Here is a 14,679-nt window from a genome sequence, read left to right on the forward strand (position 1 = left end):
GTCGGTGAAAGCTTAAAGGCCTGATTTTAGGCTAGCTTCGATAAATTTGTCTAAATCGCCATCAAGAACCGCCTGAGTATTGCGGTTTTCAACGCCGGTACGTAAATCTTTAATGCGTGAGTCATCAAGCACATAAGAACGAATCTGGCTGCCCCAACCGATATCGGATTTGGCATCTTCGTTGGCTTGCTTTTCCGCATTTTGTTTTTGCAATTCCAGCTCAAACAATTTTGCACGTAGCTGCTTCATTGCTTGGTCTTTGTTTTTGTGCTGTGAACGATCATTCTGGCATTGCACTACGGTGTTGGTCGGAATATGGGTGATACGTACCGCAGATTCCGTGGTATTAACGTGCTGACCACCCGCGCCAGAGGCTCGGTAAACATCGATTCGCAAATCGGCTGGATTAACGTCGATAGCAATGTTTTCATCCACCTCAGGGTAGATAAACGCAGAGGCAAACGAAGTATGGCGACGGCCGCCTGAATCAAACGGAGATTTACGTACCAAGCGGTGAACACCGGTCTCGGTTCTTAGCCAACCGTACGCATACTCACCAGAGATTCGTACCGTTGCAGATTTCAATCCTGCGACTTCGCCTTCAGAGACTTCAATCACTTCCGCTTTAAAGCCTTTGGCTTCCGCCCAACGCAGATACATACGCAACATCATATTGGTCCAATCTTGCGCTTCCGTACCACCTGAGCCCGCTTGCAAGTCAATATAGCAATCGGAGGCGTCATGATCACCTGAGAACATACGACGGAATTCAAGCTGAGCGAGTTTATCCTCAAGCTCGACCAATTCCGGTTCAATCTCATCGAATGTTTCTTGGTCTTCTTCTTCAACCGCAAGCTCTAATAAACCTTCAACGTCTTCGACGCCTTGATCTAGTTGAACAATAGTCTCAACCACCGCTTCTAGAGAAGATCGCTCTTTACCTAAGGCTTGAGCTCGGTCGGGTTCGTTCCATACATCCGGTTGTTCAAGTTCTGCGTTAACTTCTTCTAGACGCTCTTTCTTAGCGTCATAGTCAAAGATACCCCCTCAGGACTTGAGTGCGCTCTGACACATCCTGAAGACGATTTTTAATAGGATTGATTTCAAACATGTTTGCTCGACATTTTAGCGTAGAATTTAACCGCAGAATTCTACTGAAAAATGTGAACAAGATACAGGGATTTTTACATACAACGCTGACATGACGCCGCTTTAGTGATAAGGACGATCGCGGGGGATAAAAAAATCCCTCACGCTAAAACCGCGTAAGGGATTTCTACGTTACCCGATAGCTTTATCAAGCGTTGTCTTGAGCAAGTGCTTGGTTTTGAGGTTGACCGACAAAAAACATCACGACAATCGCTGCAAATGTGGGCAGTAACCACCCCATCCCTACATCAAACAGAGGCAGGAAGTTAAATGCGCCCATGTTGAGACCAGCAACTTTCGCCGCATCGATTAGCGCAAACAACAGTGAGACAATCAACACGAAACGGTACGCCAAGCGTGGATTACGGAATTGACGACGCAAAAAGGTTAATGCAACCAACGCAATCGCAACCGGATATAGAGCAAACAATACCGGCACAGACAGCGTAATCAATTGTGACAGGCCTACATTGGCAACAACCGCACATGCAACACCGGTAACCAGCACCCAAGCTTTGTACGGCAGTGGCGTGTGTGTACTAAAGAAATCAGAACAAGCGGATATCAAACCAATCGCGGTGGTCAAGCAAGCTAACAACACAATGGAGGATAAAACCCACTGGCCATTGCTACCAAACAACGCTTGCACATATTGACTCAAAATAGCGCCACCGTTGTCTGCACCCAATGCAACTGCCGAGCTCGTCGCGCCTAGGTAAAATAAGGAAATATAAACAAATGCTAACCCCGCAGCCGCAATAAATGCAGCGCTGATTAAATATTTGGTGGTGGCTCGACGCTCAGTAATACCTTTACTGCGTAGCGCATCAACCATTAATACCCCAAACATCAATGATGCAAAGGTATCCATGGTGTTGTAGCCCTCAAGAAAGCCCTTTTGCAGCGGATGAGTTAAGTACTCATTCTGCGCCTGCAGAATCTCCCCCTGAGGGTTAACAAAAACACTCACTGCCAGAATGATCAACGCGATAAAGAGCACTGGGGTTAAGATCTTACCAATCATATCAATCAGTCTGCCTTGGAACCAAGCAAACAGCATCGCGATGCCAAAGAAAATGACTGAAAATACAGTTAGATCGGATGGCGAAGGCGAGGTAATAAATGGATTAACCGCCATTTCAAACGCAACCAAACCAGTACGCGGCGCAGCAAAAGCGGGGCCAATAATAATGAAGATCAATGCTGCCATAATGGTCGCGATGCTTTTCGGCAAATCACGTGTCATGTGCTCCCAACTGCCGCCAGCGAGTGCAATCGCGATAATTGTAACCAGTGGTAATCCCACCGCCGTCAGCAAGAATCCGCTCATCGCCGACAATAAATTCTCACCGGCAAGTTGGCCTGCAAATGGCGGAAAGATGATGTTGCCCGCCCCTAAAAAAAACGCAAACAGCATAAAGCCGACTGCGGTAATATCTGTAACTTTTAAAGTCTGCTTCACAGCTAACCCTTTTTTGTAGAAATTATTGATGTTGTGTCAGTTTGAAAAACAACCGAATAGAATATCCCAGGGCAAAATCTGGGAGCAGGATCATGACGAAATGACGCACAATACGCAAGTTTCACGACCAAAACGTTATATAAATCCAGATTATCAACTTATATTTGGTTTTATAAACCATATAAATAAGAAATGTCAGATTTTATAACTAAGAATTTTCCTAATATTAGAAATCATGGCCAGCATAATTATCTAAACGTTAAAATATAACCAGTAACTATTACTGGTTTAAGCCCAATAATCAGTCATAACTAAGAGCATAGCGTATTGAAAAACAAGAACTTTAACTTCAAACAATTCACCATTGCTCAGCATCAGGCAGGCATGGCGGTGAGTACTGATGGCGTACTGCTCGGCGCTTGGTGCCAAGTTGAACAAGCACATCATATTTTGGATATCGGGACAGGGACCGGACTCCTGGCCTTGATGTGCGCTCAGCGTAATTCTTTAGCGAAGATTACTGCGTTAGAGCTCGATGCCTATGCTGTCCAAGCGGCTAGCGACAACTTTTCACAATCGCCATGGGCGGCGCGTCTCTCTTTAATTCACGCCGATGCTCAAACGGTGGCACTCGATGAGCAATATGATGTCATCATCTGTAATCCACCCTATTTTAATAGTGGCGAACATGCTCAAACCACACAACGCGCGACAGCACGCCATACTCATACCCTAAACCACCAAAGTTTACTGGAACGCTGTGTGCAATGGCTCAAGCCTGAAGGCAAAGCGAGCTTTATCCTGCCGATTGCAGAGGGAGAGCAATTTATCAAAATAGCGCAGTCTCTTGGGCTACAGTTACAGCGTCGGTGTTTGGTCAAACCGACGCAAGCGAAAGCAGCCAACCGCAGTTTATTTGAGCTAGCAAGAGCAACGGTCATGACTGATGAGCAAAGGATAGTCATCCGCAATAATGGCCAATATAGCGAGGAATTTACGGCATTAACCAAAGAATTTTATCTAAAAATGTAGAATTACCTGTGATCATGGTCACTGTTGCCTTTATAATACCGCGTCCTAAACTTAGCCCTAATTTGCCCATTGGTGCACGGAGAGAATAACGTGATCAAAACTTTCGCCGAACTTGATCTAGACCCTAACTTGCTTCAAGCGATTGAAAGCATGGGTTTCAGTCGCCCAACTGACATTCAAGCCCAAGCCATTCCAGCCGCTTTGGATGGTCGAGATGTTCTGGCGTCTGCGCCAACAGGGACAGGTAAAACCGCTGCGTTTGCCCTGCCTGCGCTGCAATACTTGCAAGATTTTCCACGCCGTAAACCTGGGCCAGCGCGCGTGCTGATCCTAACGCCGACCCGTGAACTCGCGATGCAAGTCGCCGATCAAGCGCGCGCATTGGCCAAGCACACGTCACTCAATATTTTTACTATTACTGGTGGTGTGCAATATCAAGAACACGCAGATATTCTGGCCAAAACTCAAGATATCGTCGTGGCAACGCCAGGCCGTCTCATGGAGTACATTCAAGCGGAGCGTTTTGACTGTCGTGCGATTGAATGGCTGATTCTTGATGAAGCCGATCGCATGCTCGACATGGGCTTTGGTCCGGTGGTTGATAAGCTGTCTACAGAGTGCCGCTGGCGTAAACAAACCCTACTGTTCTCCGCAACATTGGAAGGCAAAGGGGTTGAAGGATTTAGCGCTGGCCTACTGACAGACCCAGCAGATATTGATGCGGAGCCTTCACGTCGTGAACGTAAAAAAATCGCCCAGTGGTATCACCGCGCGGATAACGCAGAGCACAAACTAACGCTGCTAAAGACCATTTTGACCACGCAAGCAGAACGTTCAATTGTATTTCTAAAAACTCGTGAACGTCTTGCAGAGCTAAGATCTGAGTTGGAAAGTGCTTCTATTCCTTGCGCTTGGATTCAAGGAGAAATGCCACAAGATCGCCGTAATAATGCGATTAGCCGTTTTCGTGAAGGCACCGTCAATGTCCTGCTTGCAACTGATGTTGCGGCGCGCGGTATCGACCTCCCCGATGTAAGCCATGTGATCAACTACGACATGCCACGCACAGCAGATGTCTATCTGCACCGTATTGGTCGCACCGCTCGTGCAGGTAAAAAAGGCAATGCCGTTTCTCTGGTTGAAGCTCATGATCAGCCAATGATGGATCGCGTTGCCCGCTACGTGAAAGAAGATATTAAAGAACGCTTTGTTGATGGCCTACGTCCGAAACACAAAAAACCCGTGTTCAAGAAGAAAAAGAAAAAAGACGATAAGAAAAAATCTGCGACCAAAACCAAAAAGAAAGTCGCAAAGAAAAAGTAAGACAGACGTTGCCTCAAACAAAAAGCCGCTTCAAATGAAGCGGCTTTTTTAGGTCCATAACTCAATACTGATTAGTGTTCGCGAGTCGCACGGAATTTAATATCGGGGAAGCGCTCTTGAGCAAGATTGAGGTTCACCATGGTCGGAGCAATGTAGCTTAAGTTATCACCACCATCCAACGCGAGGTTTGTTTGGTTCTTACGCTGAAACTCATCGAGTTTTTTCTCATCATCGCATTCCACCCAACGCGCCGTAGCCACGTTGACGCTCTCGTAAATAGCCTCAACATTATATTCAGACTTCAAACGCGCAACCACAACATCAAACTGCAATACACCGACAGCGCCAACGATCAAATCATTATTTTGTAATGGTCTAAAGACTTGCACCGCCCCTTCTTCGGAAAGTTGCACTAAGCCTTTAAGCAGCTGTTTTTGTTTCAATGGGTCACGGAGACGAATGCGTCGGAACAACTCTGGCGCAAAGTTCGGAATCCCGGAAAATTTCAGCGCACCACTTTGTGTGAAGGTATCGCCGATCTGAATCGTGCCATGGTTATGCAAACCAATGATATCACCAGCAAATGCGTTTTCTGCGCGAGACCGGTCACCCGCCATAAAAGTAACGGCATCAGAAATATTCACCATTTTGCCCAAACGCACATGATTCATTTTCATGCCTTGCTTGTAAGTACCTGATACAATTCGCATAAAAGCGATACGGTCACGGTGTTTTGGATCCATGTTAGCTTGGATTTTAAATACAAAGCCAGAGAAGCCTTCTTCTGTTGCTTCAACAGTGCGCTCAGTTGCTTCACGTGGCATTGGCGCTGGCGCCCACTCGGTCAAGCCATCAAGCATATGGTCAACACCAAAGTTGCCCAATGCTGTTCCAAAAAAGACTGGCGTTAGCTCACCTTGTAAGAACAGTTCACGATCAAACTCATGAGACGCCCCCAGCACCAATTCAAGCTCTTCACGCAGTTGCTCGGCCAGTTCCGCGCCGACGTGCTGATCCAACTCTGGATTATCTAACCCTTTAACAATACGAACATCTTGAATCGTATGACCTTGGCCAGAGCTGTAGAGGATGGTTTCGTCACGATGGATATGGTAAACCCCTTTAAACTCTTTACCACAACCAATAGGCCACGACACCGGCGCACAGGCAATGTTGAGCTCGCTTTCAACTTCATCAAGCAGTTCCATTGGATCACGAATATCGCGGTCCAATTTGTTCATAAAGGTGATGATTGGCGTATCACGCAGACGGGTTACTTCCATCAACTTACGAGTTCGGTCTTCGACACCTTTTGCGGCATCGATAACCATTAAGCACGAGTCAACCGCAGTTAAAGTCCGATATGTATCTTCCGAGAAATCTTCGTGCCCCGGAGTATCCAGTAGGTTAACTAGGCAATCGTTATAGGGAAATTGCATCACAGAGGTCGTTACCGAGATACCACGCTCTTTTTCCATTTCCATCCAGTCAGATTTTGCATGTTGACTAGAACCGCGACCTTTAACCGTACCCGCCGTTTGAATGGCGTGTCCGAATAAAAGAACTTTTTCTGTAATGGTGGTTTTACCCGCATCGGGGTGCGAAATAATTGCGAAGGTACGACGCTTCGACACTTCGCTCAAAAAGGTTTCATTTGACATGCTAATGCTCTTTTCAGCTCTACAATTGGCATGACACTGCCAATGGCTCGATTCAATTGCGCCGTATTGTCCCTGATCTTAAGGTATTGGGCAACAATCTATCGGGTATCCGGCCGATTTCTTTGTATTTAAAGAATATAAAAAGCTCGAATTTTTAGGCTATAACTAAAGGAGTAGCCGTCAATAATTAGGTCGTAATGTCAAACATCAATCGCTCCTCATCGCTGGCGTTTCGTCAAGCCAAAACGGTTTTTCTCGTTTCTGTTGTGCTAAGTTTGATGTTCAGTGTTTATGTCATCATTGTTGATTTACACCAAGAGCAAGACCGAATAAAAAGCCACTATCAAATCCAGCTTAATCAGCATTACGCGAATGCAAGCCAAGCTGCGTACTTTTTAAATCCGTCGTTAGCCAAACAAGTGGCGACCGCCCTAATGAGCGATCCAGCGATCAATCACGTGGAAATCATTGATGATTTTGGCGATGTACTCGCCCAATTAACCCGCAAACCGGAGTCGCATTCTGCCTTTACCGAGTACTTATCCAACTTTCTCACCCCATCACCAGCGCAGTTTTCTATTGATCTCCACCAGCCAAATTCAAAAGCCATCATTGGCTCATTGAGCTTTACTATCAATGGCAGTCATTTGTCCAAACAGTTCATAAAAAGAACCTATGAACTGCTACTGTTCGATCTGTTGCGAAATGTTGTCCTAACCTGCGTTTTGTTGGTGTTTTTCTATTACAAATTATCCAAACCCATTCTGGTATTAGTCGGTTGGGTACAATCACTCCAAAACACCAAGCAGGCCCCAGCAATCCCCCTCAAAGCGCGGAAAGATGAGTTGACTCATCTCGCCACTACGTTTTTACATATCTGGCAAGAACGTGAAATAGCGGAAAATAAACTCAACCGTCTCGCCTACTATGACTCGCTGACCGGACTAGCGAACCGAAGTATGCTGATGCAACGCTTGGATGAAACTTTACAGGAAACCAAACAGACCAACGCGAGTGGCGCCTTGTTTTATCTCGATTTAGACCGTTTTAAAACCATCAATGATTCACTCGGTCACTCCATTGGTGACCAGTTACTTAAAGCACTGTCGGCGCGTTTAGAAGCTTGGCTTAAACCCGACCATCTCGCCGCACGCATCGGTGGCGATGAGTTTGCTATATTGCTGCCTTGTGTTTCAAAACAACGGGCTGAAGAAATCGCCAAACAGTTGATGGCATTAACGGCCAACCCCTTTGTCATTGATGAACATCAGCTTTACTGCACGGTGAGTCTAGGGATTTCGGTCTTTCCTGCTGATGTCAAAGACACGTTGGATATTCTGCGCCAAGCCGATACTGCGCTCTATCGGGCAAAAGTCAGCCAACGTAACAACTACTTATTTTATGAACCAGAAATGCATGCGCAGGTTGAGCGATTACAGCAAATAGAAAAAGGCCTTCACGATGCACTCTATTTGGACCAGCTCGTGCTTTACTATCAGCCCCAAGTTGACGACGATTTGCAACTGATTGGTGTTGAAGCGCTGATACGCTGGAATCATCCGCAAAAAGGGCTGCTTTATCCCGGGCATTTTATGCCTATCGCCGAGGAAACAGGGCAAATCCTTAAACTGGGTCAGTGGATCATTGAGCAAGCGTTTTATCAATATGCTCAGTGGAAACAACAAGGTGTATTACCCGCATCTTTTCGGCGTCTTGCGATCAATATTAGTCCTCTGCAATTTGCTCAAGACAGCTTCGTCGAACACATTCGTGATAGTTTGCAACAAGCCGGAATCAGCGGAGAGCACATAGAGCTCGAAATTACTGAAAACTTGTTGCTGGAAAATGTTGAGAGTGCGATAGAAAAAATGCGTGAGCTTAAAGCGCTCAATATCAATATCTCAATCGATGATTTTGGGACGGGCTATTCATCCTTACGCTACTTAAAACACTTGTCTGTTGATCTGCTTAAGATTGACCGCTCTTTCGTTACAGAGCTGCACTTAAACCAGAGCGATCAGGCCATTGTCGATTCGATCATTTTGATGGCAAAGCGTCTCAACCTGCATGTTATCGCTGAAGGTGTTGAAACGCTTGACGAGCTCAATACGCTGAAAGCGCTGGGATGTCAGCAATTTCAAGGATTTTTATTCGATCAAGCCTTAGACGCCGAGGCTCTTAACCATCGCTTTGCACAGGGAAAGTATAGTGCGGCGCAATTGACAACTGCCGTCCGCAAGTGATGCCTAGTGAAAAGGAAAAAATAGGTAACTCATGATAATCGCATCTTCTTTACCATTCATCGTTGGATAGTAATCACGACGTCGATCAACTTCGTTGAAACCTAAATTTTGATACAAGCGGGAGGCTGTGATATTACTTTCACGCACTTCCAGCCACACACTTTCCGCCTCTCTGTGCTGGCAGAACTCTAAAAAAGCTTCTAGCAACTTAGAGCCATAACCTTGTCCTTGAAAGCATGGATCAATTGCGATGTTCAGCAAGGTCACTTCACCAACGATATTTTGCGCGTAGAAGTAACCGATCACACGCTGATCTTTAATAAGAACATGGTGAAATGCGCCGCGGCTATTGATATCAGAAAGTAACGTCTCAGACCACGGGTGGGAATGAGCCTGAGGCTCAATCTCTAAAATACGTGGAAGATGCTCAGGTGCTAATGGGAGAATATCTAACGACATGCAATGTTTCTTTTTCATTAACTTGATTGGTATTGACGAATTTGTTGCCACAACGCACGTTTACGCTGATTATCGCCATCGAGTAAGGTCAGCGACTCAGACGTTAATACATGGGTATTCTCGAGCGACGACAACGGCTCACAGCCAGCAAACCATAACCAATTTAATTGATGCCGCCCCAAAGAGGCCAACTGATGTGGATAGATATGTGCTGCTTGCGCCAAGGTCAAATTCATCGCCTTTAGAATGTTCTCAAACAAAGTTGCGGTTTGAGAAACAGGAAGGTGATCAGAAACCAAAAGCAGTTGACAAGATTCTGGCAAAATAAGTTCGCTAGGTGTGTAACCTGCTAATCTTTCAGGATGTCGTAGCTGAAAATGGTCAATACCCATCTCATGTAAATACGCGGATGATTGTGGTGACATGAACTTATTAATATTCCGTTAGATCAACGATGACATCCTAACAATTTTTTGCCAAAAAGTCAGAGGTACAATGAATTATATTAACTGGTTGCTACTCACTGTTTGCCTACTCGCTAGTTCGACTCAAAGTTGGGCGAACAGTAAGGAACCGGAATGGGTTTTATTAGATACAGCGACGTTGTCTTTAAGCAGCGAAAAATCCCATATCAGCTTAAAGAAGATTGTCAGCCGCCGCGATTTTAGCCATATCAAATTAGTCTGCGTACAAGGCGAAGTCGATATACGTTCCTTAAATTTGAAAATGACCACTGGCGAAGCACGGACTTACCAAACATTCAACTTATTAACTAAAGGGGCTTCGACTCGAGAGCTTTCCTTACCCGGAACACGGCAGAGTAACTTAACACGCTTTACAGTGACCTATGCTAACTGGGACGCAAAAACGGCGGGAAATTTGGGGGGTGACAATCTGACTAAGCTCGAAATCTGGGGCCAGAAAATTCCTCCCGCCCCAGCGAAAAAATCAACGCAGCCTTAGAGCGATTATAATTTAGAAAACTCTTGGCTGTAGCGAACCACCCCATGATGACCATTCAACACATCTGGGTACAGGGCTTTAATCGCGAACGCGCCTTCGGGAACATCCCATTCACAGCGCATATCGTATTCATGTGCTGGTTCAAAACCGTGCTGAGCATAATAGCGAACATCACCTAATACAGCACACACAGGATAGCCTAACTCAGCCAACGAGGTTAACCCCTCTTCCACTAGACGATGACCAATGCCTTGACCTCGGAATTGAGGGGCTACACACAAGGGAGCAAGTCCTTGCCATCCAAGATCTTCTCCCTCGAGAGTAATCGGTGAAAATAATACGTGCCCCATCAATTCACCCTCGTCGGAACACGCCACTAACGAAAGTGTCAGTTGACTATTTTCTCTCAGGGACATGACCAAATTGGCTTCTGCGGTGGTCTCAAAGCTCGCTTTGAGTAGCCGGTCGATAGTTAAAATATCGGCGGGCGCTTCAGTTCGAATAAGCATTCGCTACCTCATTTATCGGTTTCGGCGATTGTACTCCTTTGTGAACGAATTCCGCTAGTTGATTCATCAATATTTGTAATGGTTTCGGCAATAGATCTAAATCAACGCTGTCCATCAAGTTTTTCACTTCCAATCCTAATTCCGTATCGCCCTCAATTTGTAAGCGGCGCTGGAAAAAAAGAGTATCAGGGTCTTCTTTGCGCCCAGCGATCAACACTAAATCATTCAAGTTACCGCTAAACGAGACATCTTCTTTTTGAGGTTCGCTGGCCACCACTAGCTTTTCATCACAAAAACTAATAAACCAAGCAAGATCCATATCCTTTACTGCAACTTTCAGCCATTTTCCTTGCAAAAATTCGAAATCTCCATCTTCCAAGGCTTCGCTAAATACCTTGTTCATGCCCTCTAATAGTGCACGTTTCTGTAATGACATAGGTAACATTTGGACTGGAGATCTCAAAATTGTGGCGGCATTCTGAACTAATTGGGTACGAATCTTGTTTATCACGTGGCTTATCCGTTAGGTTTAAATCAAACTGACTTGCATCTTAAAACAAGCAATGAATTCGATTCCTGTCGTGTATCAAAAAAACGTCTTACAGCTTGTAAGCCTTTAATTTTAAGGCAATCACAGTTATAGTTATTTTGACGTGCATAATTATTCGAAGCGTGAATAATCTTGCTCATTGGAGATCCGGTGAATCATTAATGCCTTCACAACAATTACAACATTGGTTTGCGAAATTAACAGCAAACAGCCCTTTTTTCTTTTCCGTTTTGGACCAACAGCATCACTATTCGATGGTCAATGAGCGATACAGTGCGATCGCGGGTTTAAATGCGCTTGAACTTATCGGCATGAATGACAGCCAAGTACTTGGGCAAGGATTCTACCAACGATTAAAACCTTATTACGATAGAGCTTTTCAAGGCGAATATATTGAAGCGGAGCTCACGCTTGATGACGGCGATTACGAAACCAGTCTGCACTTTTGCCTCGCGCCCATAGAACAAGATGAAAAAATTGAACACATCATCTTTCACGCTGTTGATACTTCAGAAAAGCACATCCTAATTCGCTCATTAGAAGAATCTGAAGGCAAATTCGGTAAACTCACCCAGATCTTAAATGAAGGCGTCATGTTAGCCGAAGATGGCTGTATTATTTCTGCAAACCCTGCGTGTGCACGTCTTCTCGGTTTTCACCAAGTCAGCGACCTTCTAGGTGAAGACGTCTCTCGTCTGTTTGTTGATATTCAGACTCACAGTGCATTTAGCCAACCATTGAGCAGGTTATTGAGCGAACAAGCACTGACCTGTATGACCAGCCAGCACTGTGGTGTTGAACGACAAGTGGCTCTGTATGGTGACCAAGCGCACCTCTTTGGACATGACTCGCAACTTATCTTGATTCAAGATGCCGAACACCCGCTTCAAGAAGGTGGTGGTCGTGGTGACGATATCCATACCGACTCACTGACTGGGCTGTATAACCGCCTTGGTTTCACTAAGCAACTTGAATATTGTATTGATAACCAAATTCCACTGTTACTGCTTTATTTAGATATCGATAACTTTAAAAATATTAATGATTCGCTTGGTCATCATATTGGTGACCGGGTGATTAAAGAGGTGGCAGATCGGCTCAAGTGTGTGCTTCCACCGCAAGGGATATTGGGCCATCTCGGTGGCGATGAATTTGGCCTTATTATTCCCAAACCCGATAATGACCACGTCGCCGAAGCGCTTGCTGAACGAATTATTGCTTCAATCAATCAGCCGTTTGATTTGCATCACTTTAGTAAAAGATTGGCTTGCTCGATTGGCAGTGTCGCTTACCCACAAAATGGCAATGATGCTCGGGTTTTGCTGCAAAATGCCGATACCGCGATGTATGAAGCCAAAGATCGCGGCCGTAATCGACTGATCAAATTCAACGAGCAGATGAACAAAGAGGCGCGCATGCGCTTGTGGCTTGAGATTGAATTGCAAAAAGCGCTACAACAAAATGGCTTAGAGGTTTGGTATCAACCCAAGGTCAATGCGCGTGATTTCAGTATCAACGGCGCTGAAGCCTTGATACGCTGGAAACACCCGGTTGAAGGGTACATTAGCCCTGGTGCCTTTATACCTGTCGCTGAACGCGCAGGGTTGATCGAACATTTGGGACGCGTTGTCATGCGTGAAGTGTTTACCACCGTCAAACGCTGGCGGCAGCAAAACATCTTGCCAGGGCGAGTTGCTATCAACTTATCGCCCGAGCAGTTTGGTAACCCTAAGCTTATCAATTATATGGAAAGATTGATGCGCAGTACCGAGCTTGACCCGAATGATATTACCTTCGAATTGACAGAGAGTGCGGTAATGAGTGACAGTGAGCACACCTTACAGATGCTCAATGCGATCAAAAAACTTGGGTTCTCGTTGTCAATCGATGACTTTGGCACCGGATACTCATCACTCTCCTATCTGGCTCGATTCCCCCTAGATGAATTGAAAATTGACCGCGCCTTTATTTCTGATATCGATACGCTGCCAAAACAAGTTACCGTTATTGAAAACATCATTAATTTAGGTAAGTCACTGGATTTAAAAGTCGTTGCCGAAGGGGTCGAAACCTCTCAACAAGCCACCTTATTATCCAATTTACATTGCCATTCGATTCAAGGTTTTCACTTTCATCGTCCACAGCCAAGACACGATGTAGAATTACTTTTCGCTCAAAACCGTCGTCATAAAAACTAAGGACTGTTTATTTTTGATGGGTAATCTGGCGTAAACCTGCCTTATATCAAATCAGTTACCTAGCGGGCTTCTTACAATATGGGGCTATGTTGACGCTGACGACTGGGAACAATGGAACTTTTATGCCCCGCAGGTAATCTGCCTGCTCTAAAAACCGCTATCGACTGCGGTGCTGATGCGGTTTACATCGGCTTTAAGGATGACACCAATGCTCGCCACTTTGCTGGACTGAACTTCGCAGGTAAGAAACTGGATAAAGCCGTACAATACGTACGTGACCACAACAAAAAAATTCACGTTGCCTTAAATACCTTTGCCCACCCACAAAACTTTTCGCGCTGGACGAATGCTGTCGATAATGCAGCAGATTTGGGTGTAGATGCATTAATTGTCGCCGATATCGCGTTATTGGATTACGCTGCCGAGCATTATCCGCAAATGGAGCTGCACCTTTCTGTACAAGCCTCCGCGACGAACGTTGCCGCCATTGACTTTTACCAACGTAATTTCAATGTTAAACGCGTCGTGCTACCACGCGTTCTCTCGATTCATCAAGTCAAACAACTGTCGCGCAATATGACCAGTGATGTGGAACTTGAGGTTTTCGCCTTTGGTAGCCTATGCATTATGTCAGAAGGACGTTGTTACCTTTCGTCCTATCTTACTGGAGAATCGCCAAATACGGTGGGAGCCTGTTCACCGGCCAAATACGTTCGCTGGCAAGAAACTCCAAATGGCTTAGAATCACGACTCAATAATATTTTGATCGACAAATACCAGCACGGGGAAAATGCTGGCTACCCCACTCTATGCAAAGGACGGTTTATCGCCCAAACTGGCGATGCTGCGCAAAGCTATCATGCTCTTGAAGAGCCTACGAGTCTAAACACATTGTCTCTGCTTCCAGAGCTTTTCGCTGCCAACGTTGCCTCAGTCAAAATTGAAGGTCGCCAACGCAGCCCCGCTTATGTCGAACAAGTGACCCGTACATGGCGAGCGGCTATCGACCATTACCTCACGACACCTGAACACTATAGCGTAAATCCCGACTGGGATTGTGCCCTTGCCAACGTTTCTGAAGGCACACAAACCACGCTCGGTGCATACCATCGTAAATGGCAATAAGGAGT

The 14,679-nt window shown here is 45.5% G+C and carries 13 protein-coding genes; 6 read left to right on the forward strand and 7 right to left on the reverse strand.

All coding sequences use genetic code 11. The features are described from left to right. Positions 1–12: 12 nt before the first annotated feature. Both prfB and brnQ read right to left on the reverse strand, forming a co-directional pair. A protein-coding gene (gene prfB, locus M1D72_RS18695) for a peptide chain release factor 2 (RefSeq protein ID WP_390193459.1) occupies positions 13–1,111 on the reverse strand; the annotation gives its coding sequence in 2 pieces (ribosomal slippage) (positions 13–1,035 and positions 1,037–1,111; 1,098 coding nt in all). Between the two features lie 186 nt (positions 1,112–1,297). Continuing rightward, positions 1,298–2,611 (reverse strand): branched-chain amino acid transport system II carrier protein, encoded by a 1,314-nt coding sequence (gene brnQ, locus M1D72_RS18700; protein WP_456296159.1) that lies wholly within the window; start codon positions 2,609–2,611, stop codon positions 1,298–1,300. Positions 2,612–2,995: 384 nt separating this feature from the next. On the opposite strand from brnQ, the gene M1D72_RS18705 reads away from it, so the two are divergent. Both M1D72_RS18705 and srmB read left to right on the forward strand, forming a co-directional pair. Continuing rightward, complete coding sequence (locus M1D72_RS18705) at positions 2,996–3,643, forward strand: tRNA1(Val) (adenine(37)-N6)-methyltransferase (protein ID WP_456297430.1); 648 nt, start codon at positions 2,996–2,998, stop codon at positions 3,641–3,643. A 90-nt stretch (positions 3,644–3,733) separates the two neighbouring features. After that, positions 3,734–4,966: an ATP-dependent RNA helicase SrmB gene (gene srmB, locus M1D72_RS18710; protein WP_390193463.1), complete on the forward strand. Its 1,233-nt coding sequence runs from the start codon at positions 3,734–3,736 to the stop codon at positions 4,964–4,966. Between the two features lie 71 nt (positions 4,967–5,037). Here the strand turns inward: srmB and prfC are convergent, their stop codons facing one another. Continuing rightward, positions 5,038–6,627 carry a peptide chain release factor 3 gene (prfC, locus tag M1D72_RS18715; RefSeq protein WP_390193465.1) on the reverse strand — a complete coding sequence of 530 codons (1,590 nt, stop codon included), beginning with the start codon at positions 6,625–6,627 and terminating at the stop codon, positions 5,038–5,040. Positions 6,628–6,824: 197 nt separating this feature from the next. On the opposite strand from prfC, the gene M1D72_RS18720 reads away from it, so the two are divergent. After that, on the forward strand, positions 6,825–8,870 hold the full coding sequence (locus M1D72_RS18720) for a putative bifunctional diguanylate cyclase/phosphodiesterase (protein ID WP_456296160.1): 2,046 nt from the start codon (positions 6,825–6,827) through the stop codon (positions 8,868–8,870). Between the two features lie 3 nt (positions 8,871–8,873). On the opposite strand, the gene rimI is transcribed toward M1D72_RS18720, so the two are convergent. Together rimI and M1D72_RS18730 are read right to left on the reverse strand one after the other, a co-directional pair. Beyond that, the gene (gene rimI / locus M1D72_RS18725) at positions 8,874–9,329 is read right to left on the reverse strand and encodes a ribosomal protein S18-alanine N-acetyltransferase (RefSeq protein ID WP_456296161.1); all 456 of its coding nucleotides are present in this window, start codon (positions 9,327–9,329) and stop codon (positions 8,874–8,876) included. Positions 9,330–9,346: 17 nt separating this feature from the next. Further along, positions 9,347–9,754 (reverse strand): DNA polymerase III subunit psi, encoded by a 408-nt coding sequence (locus M1D72_RS18730; RefSeq protein ID WP_456296162.1) that lies wholly within the window; start codon positions 9,752–9,754, stop codon positions 9,347–9,349. Between the two features lie 70 nt (positions 9,755–9,824). On the opposite strand from M1D72_RS18730, the gene M1D72_RS18735 reads away from it, so the two are divergent. Then, positions 9,825–10,292, forward strand: coding sequence for a hypothetical protein (locus M1D72_RS18735; RefSeq protein ID WP_456296163.1), 468 nt, complete (start codon positions 9,825–9,827; stop codon positions 10,290–10,292). Positions 10,293–10,297: 5 nt separating this feature from the next. Here M1D72_RS18735 and M1D72_RS18740 read toward each other — a convergent pair whose 3' ends face one another. Beyond that, positions 10,298–10,801, reverse strand: coding sequence for a GNAT family N-acetyltransferase (locus tag M1D72_RS18740; protein ID WP_390193477.1), 504 nt, complete (start codon positions 10,799–10,801; stop codon positions 10,298–10,300). Continuing rightward, positions 10,785–11,312 carry a ubiquinone anaerobic biosynthesis accessory factor UbiT gene (gene ubiT / locus M1D72_RS18745; RefSeq protein WP_390193480.1) on the reverse strand — a complete coding sequence of 176 codons (528 nt, stop codon included), beginning with the start codon at positions 11,310–11,312 and terminating at the stop codon, positions 10,785–10,787. Before ubiT ends, M1D72_RS18740 begins: the two co-directional genes overlap by 17 nt. A gap of 200 nt (positions 11,313–11,512) precedes the next feature. Between ubiT and M1D72_RS18750 the strand changes: the two genes are divergently transcribed. Then, on the forward strand, positions 11,513–13,549 hold the full coding sequence (locus M1D72_RS18750) for an EAL domain-containing protein (RefSeq protein WP_456296164.1): 2,037 nt from the start codon (positions 11,513–11,515) through the stop codon (positions 13,547–13,549). Between the two features lie 111 nt (positions 13,550–13,660). Beyond that, positions 13,661–14,674, forward strand: a complete 1,014-nt coding sequence (ubiU, locus tag M1D72_RS18755; protein WP_456296165.1) for a ubiquinone anaerobic biosynthesis protein UbiU — start codon at positions 13,661–13,663, stop codon at positions 14,672–14,674. The last annotated feature ends 5 nt before the right edge of the window (positions 14,675–14,679 follow it).

The organism is Vibrio sp. AK197, from assembly GCF_053903115.1.

Coding starts and splice junctions, on each gene's coding strand:
- M1D72_RS18730 (WP_456296162.1), bottom strand. CDS start 9,754: ATGTCACCACAATCATCCGCGTATTTACATGAGATGGGTATTGACCAT.
- M1D72_RS18750 (WP_456296164.1), top strand. CDS start 11,513: ATGCCTTCACAACAATTACAACATTGGTTTGCGAAATTAACAGCAAAC.
- prfC (WP_390193465.1), bottom strand. CDS start 6,627: ATGTCAAATGAAACCTTTTTGAGCGAAGTGTCGAAGCGTCGTACCTTC.
- M1D72_RS18705 (WP_456297430.1), top strand. CDS start 2,996: ATGGCGGTGAGTACTGATGGCGTACTGCTCGGCGCTTGGTGCCAAGTT.
- M1D72_RS18720 (WP_456296160.1), top strand. CDS start 6,825: ATGTCAAACATCAATCGCTCCTCATCGCTGGCGTTTCGTCAAGCCAAA.
- ubiU (WP_456296165.1), top strand. CDS start 13,661: ATGGAACTTTTATGCCCCGCAGGTAATCTGCCTGCTCTAAAAACCGCT.
- rimI (WP_456296161.1), bottom strand. CDS start 9,329: ATGTCGTTAGATATTCTCCCATTAGCACCTGAGCATCTTCCACGTATT.
- M1D72_RS18740 (WP_390193477.1), bottom strand. CDS start 10,801: ATGCTTATTCGAACTGAAGCGCCCGCCGATATTTTAACTATCGACCGG.
- M1D72_RS18735 (WP_456296163.1), top strand. CDS start 9,825: ATGAATTATATTAACTGGTTGCTACTCACTGTTTGCCTACTCGCTAGT.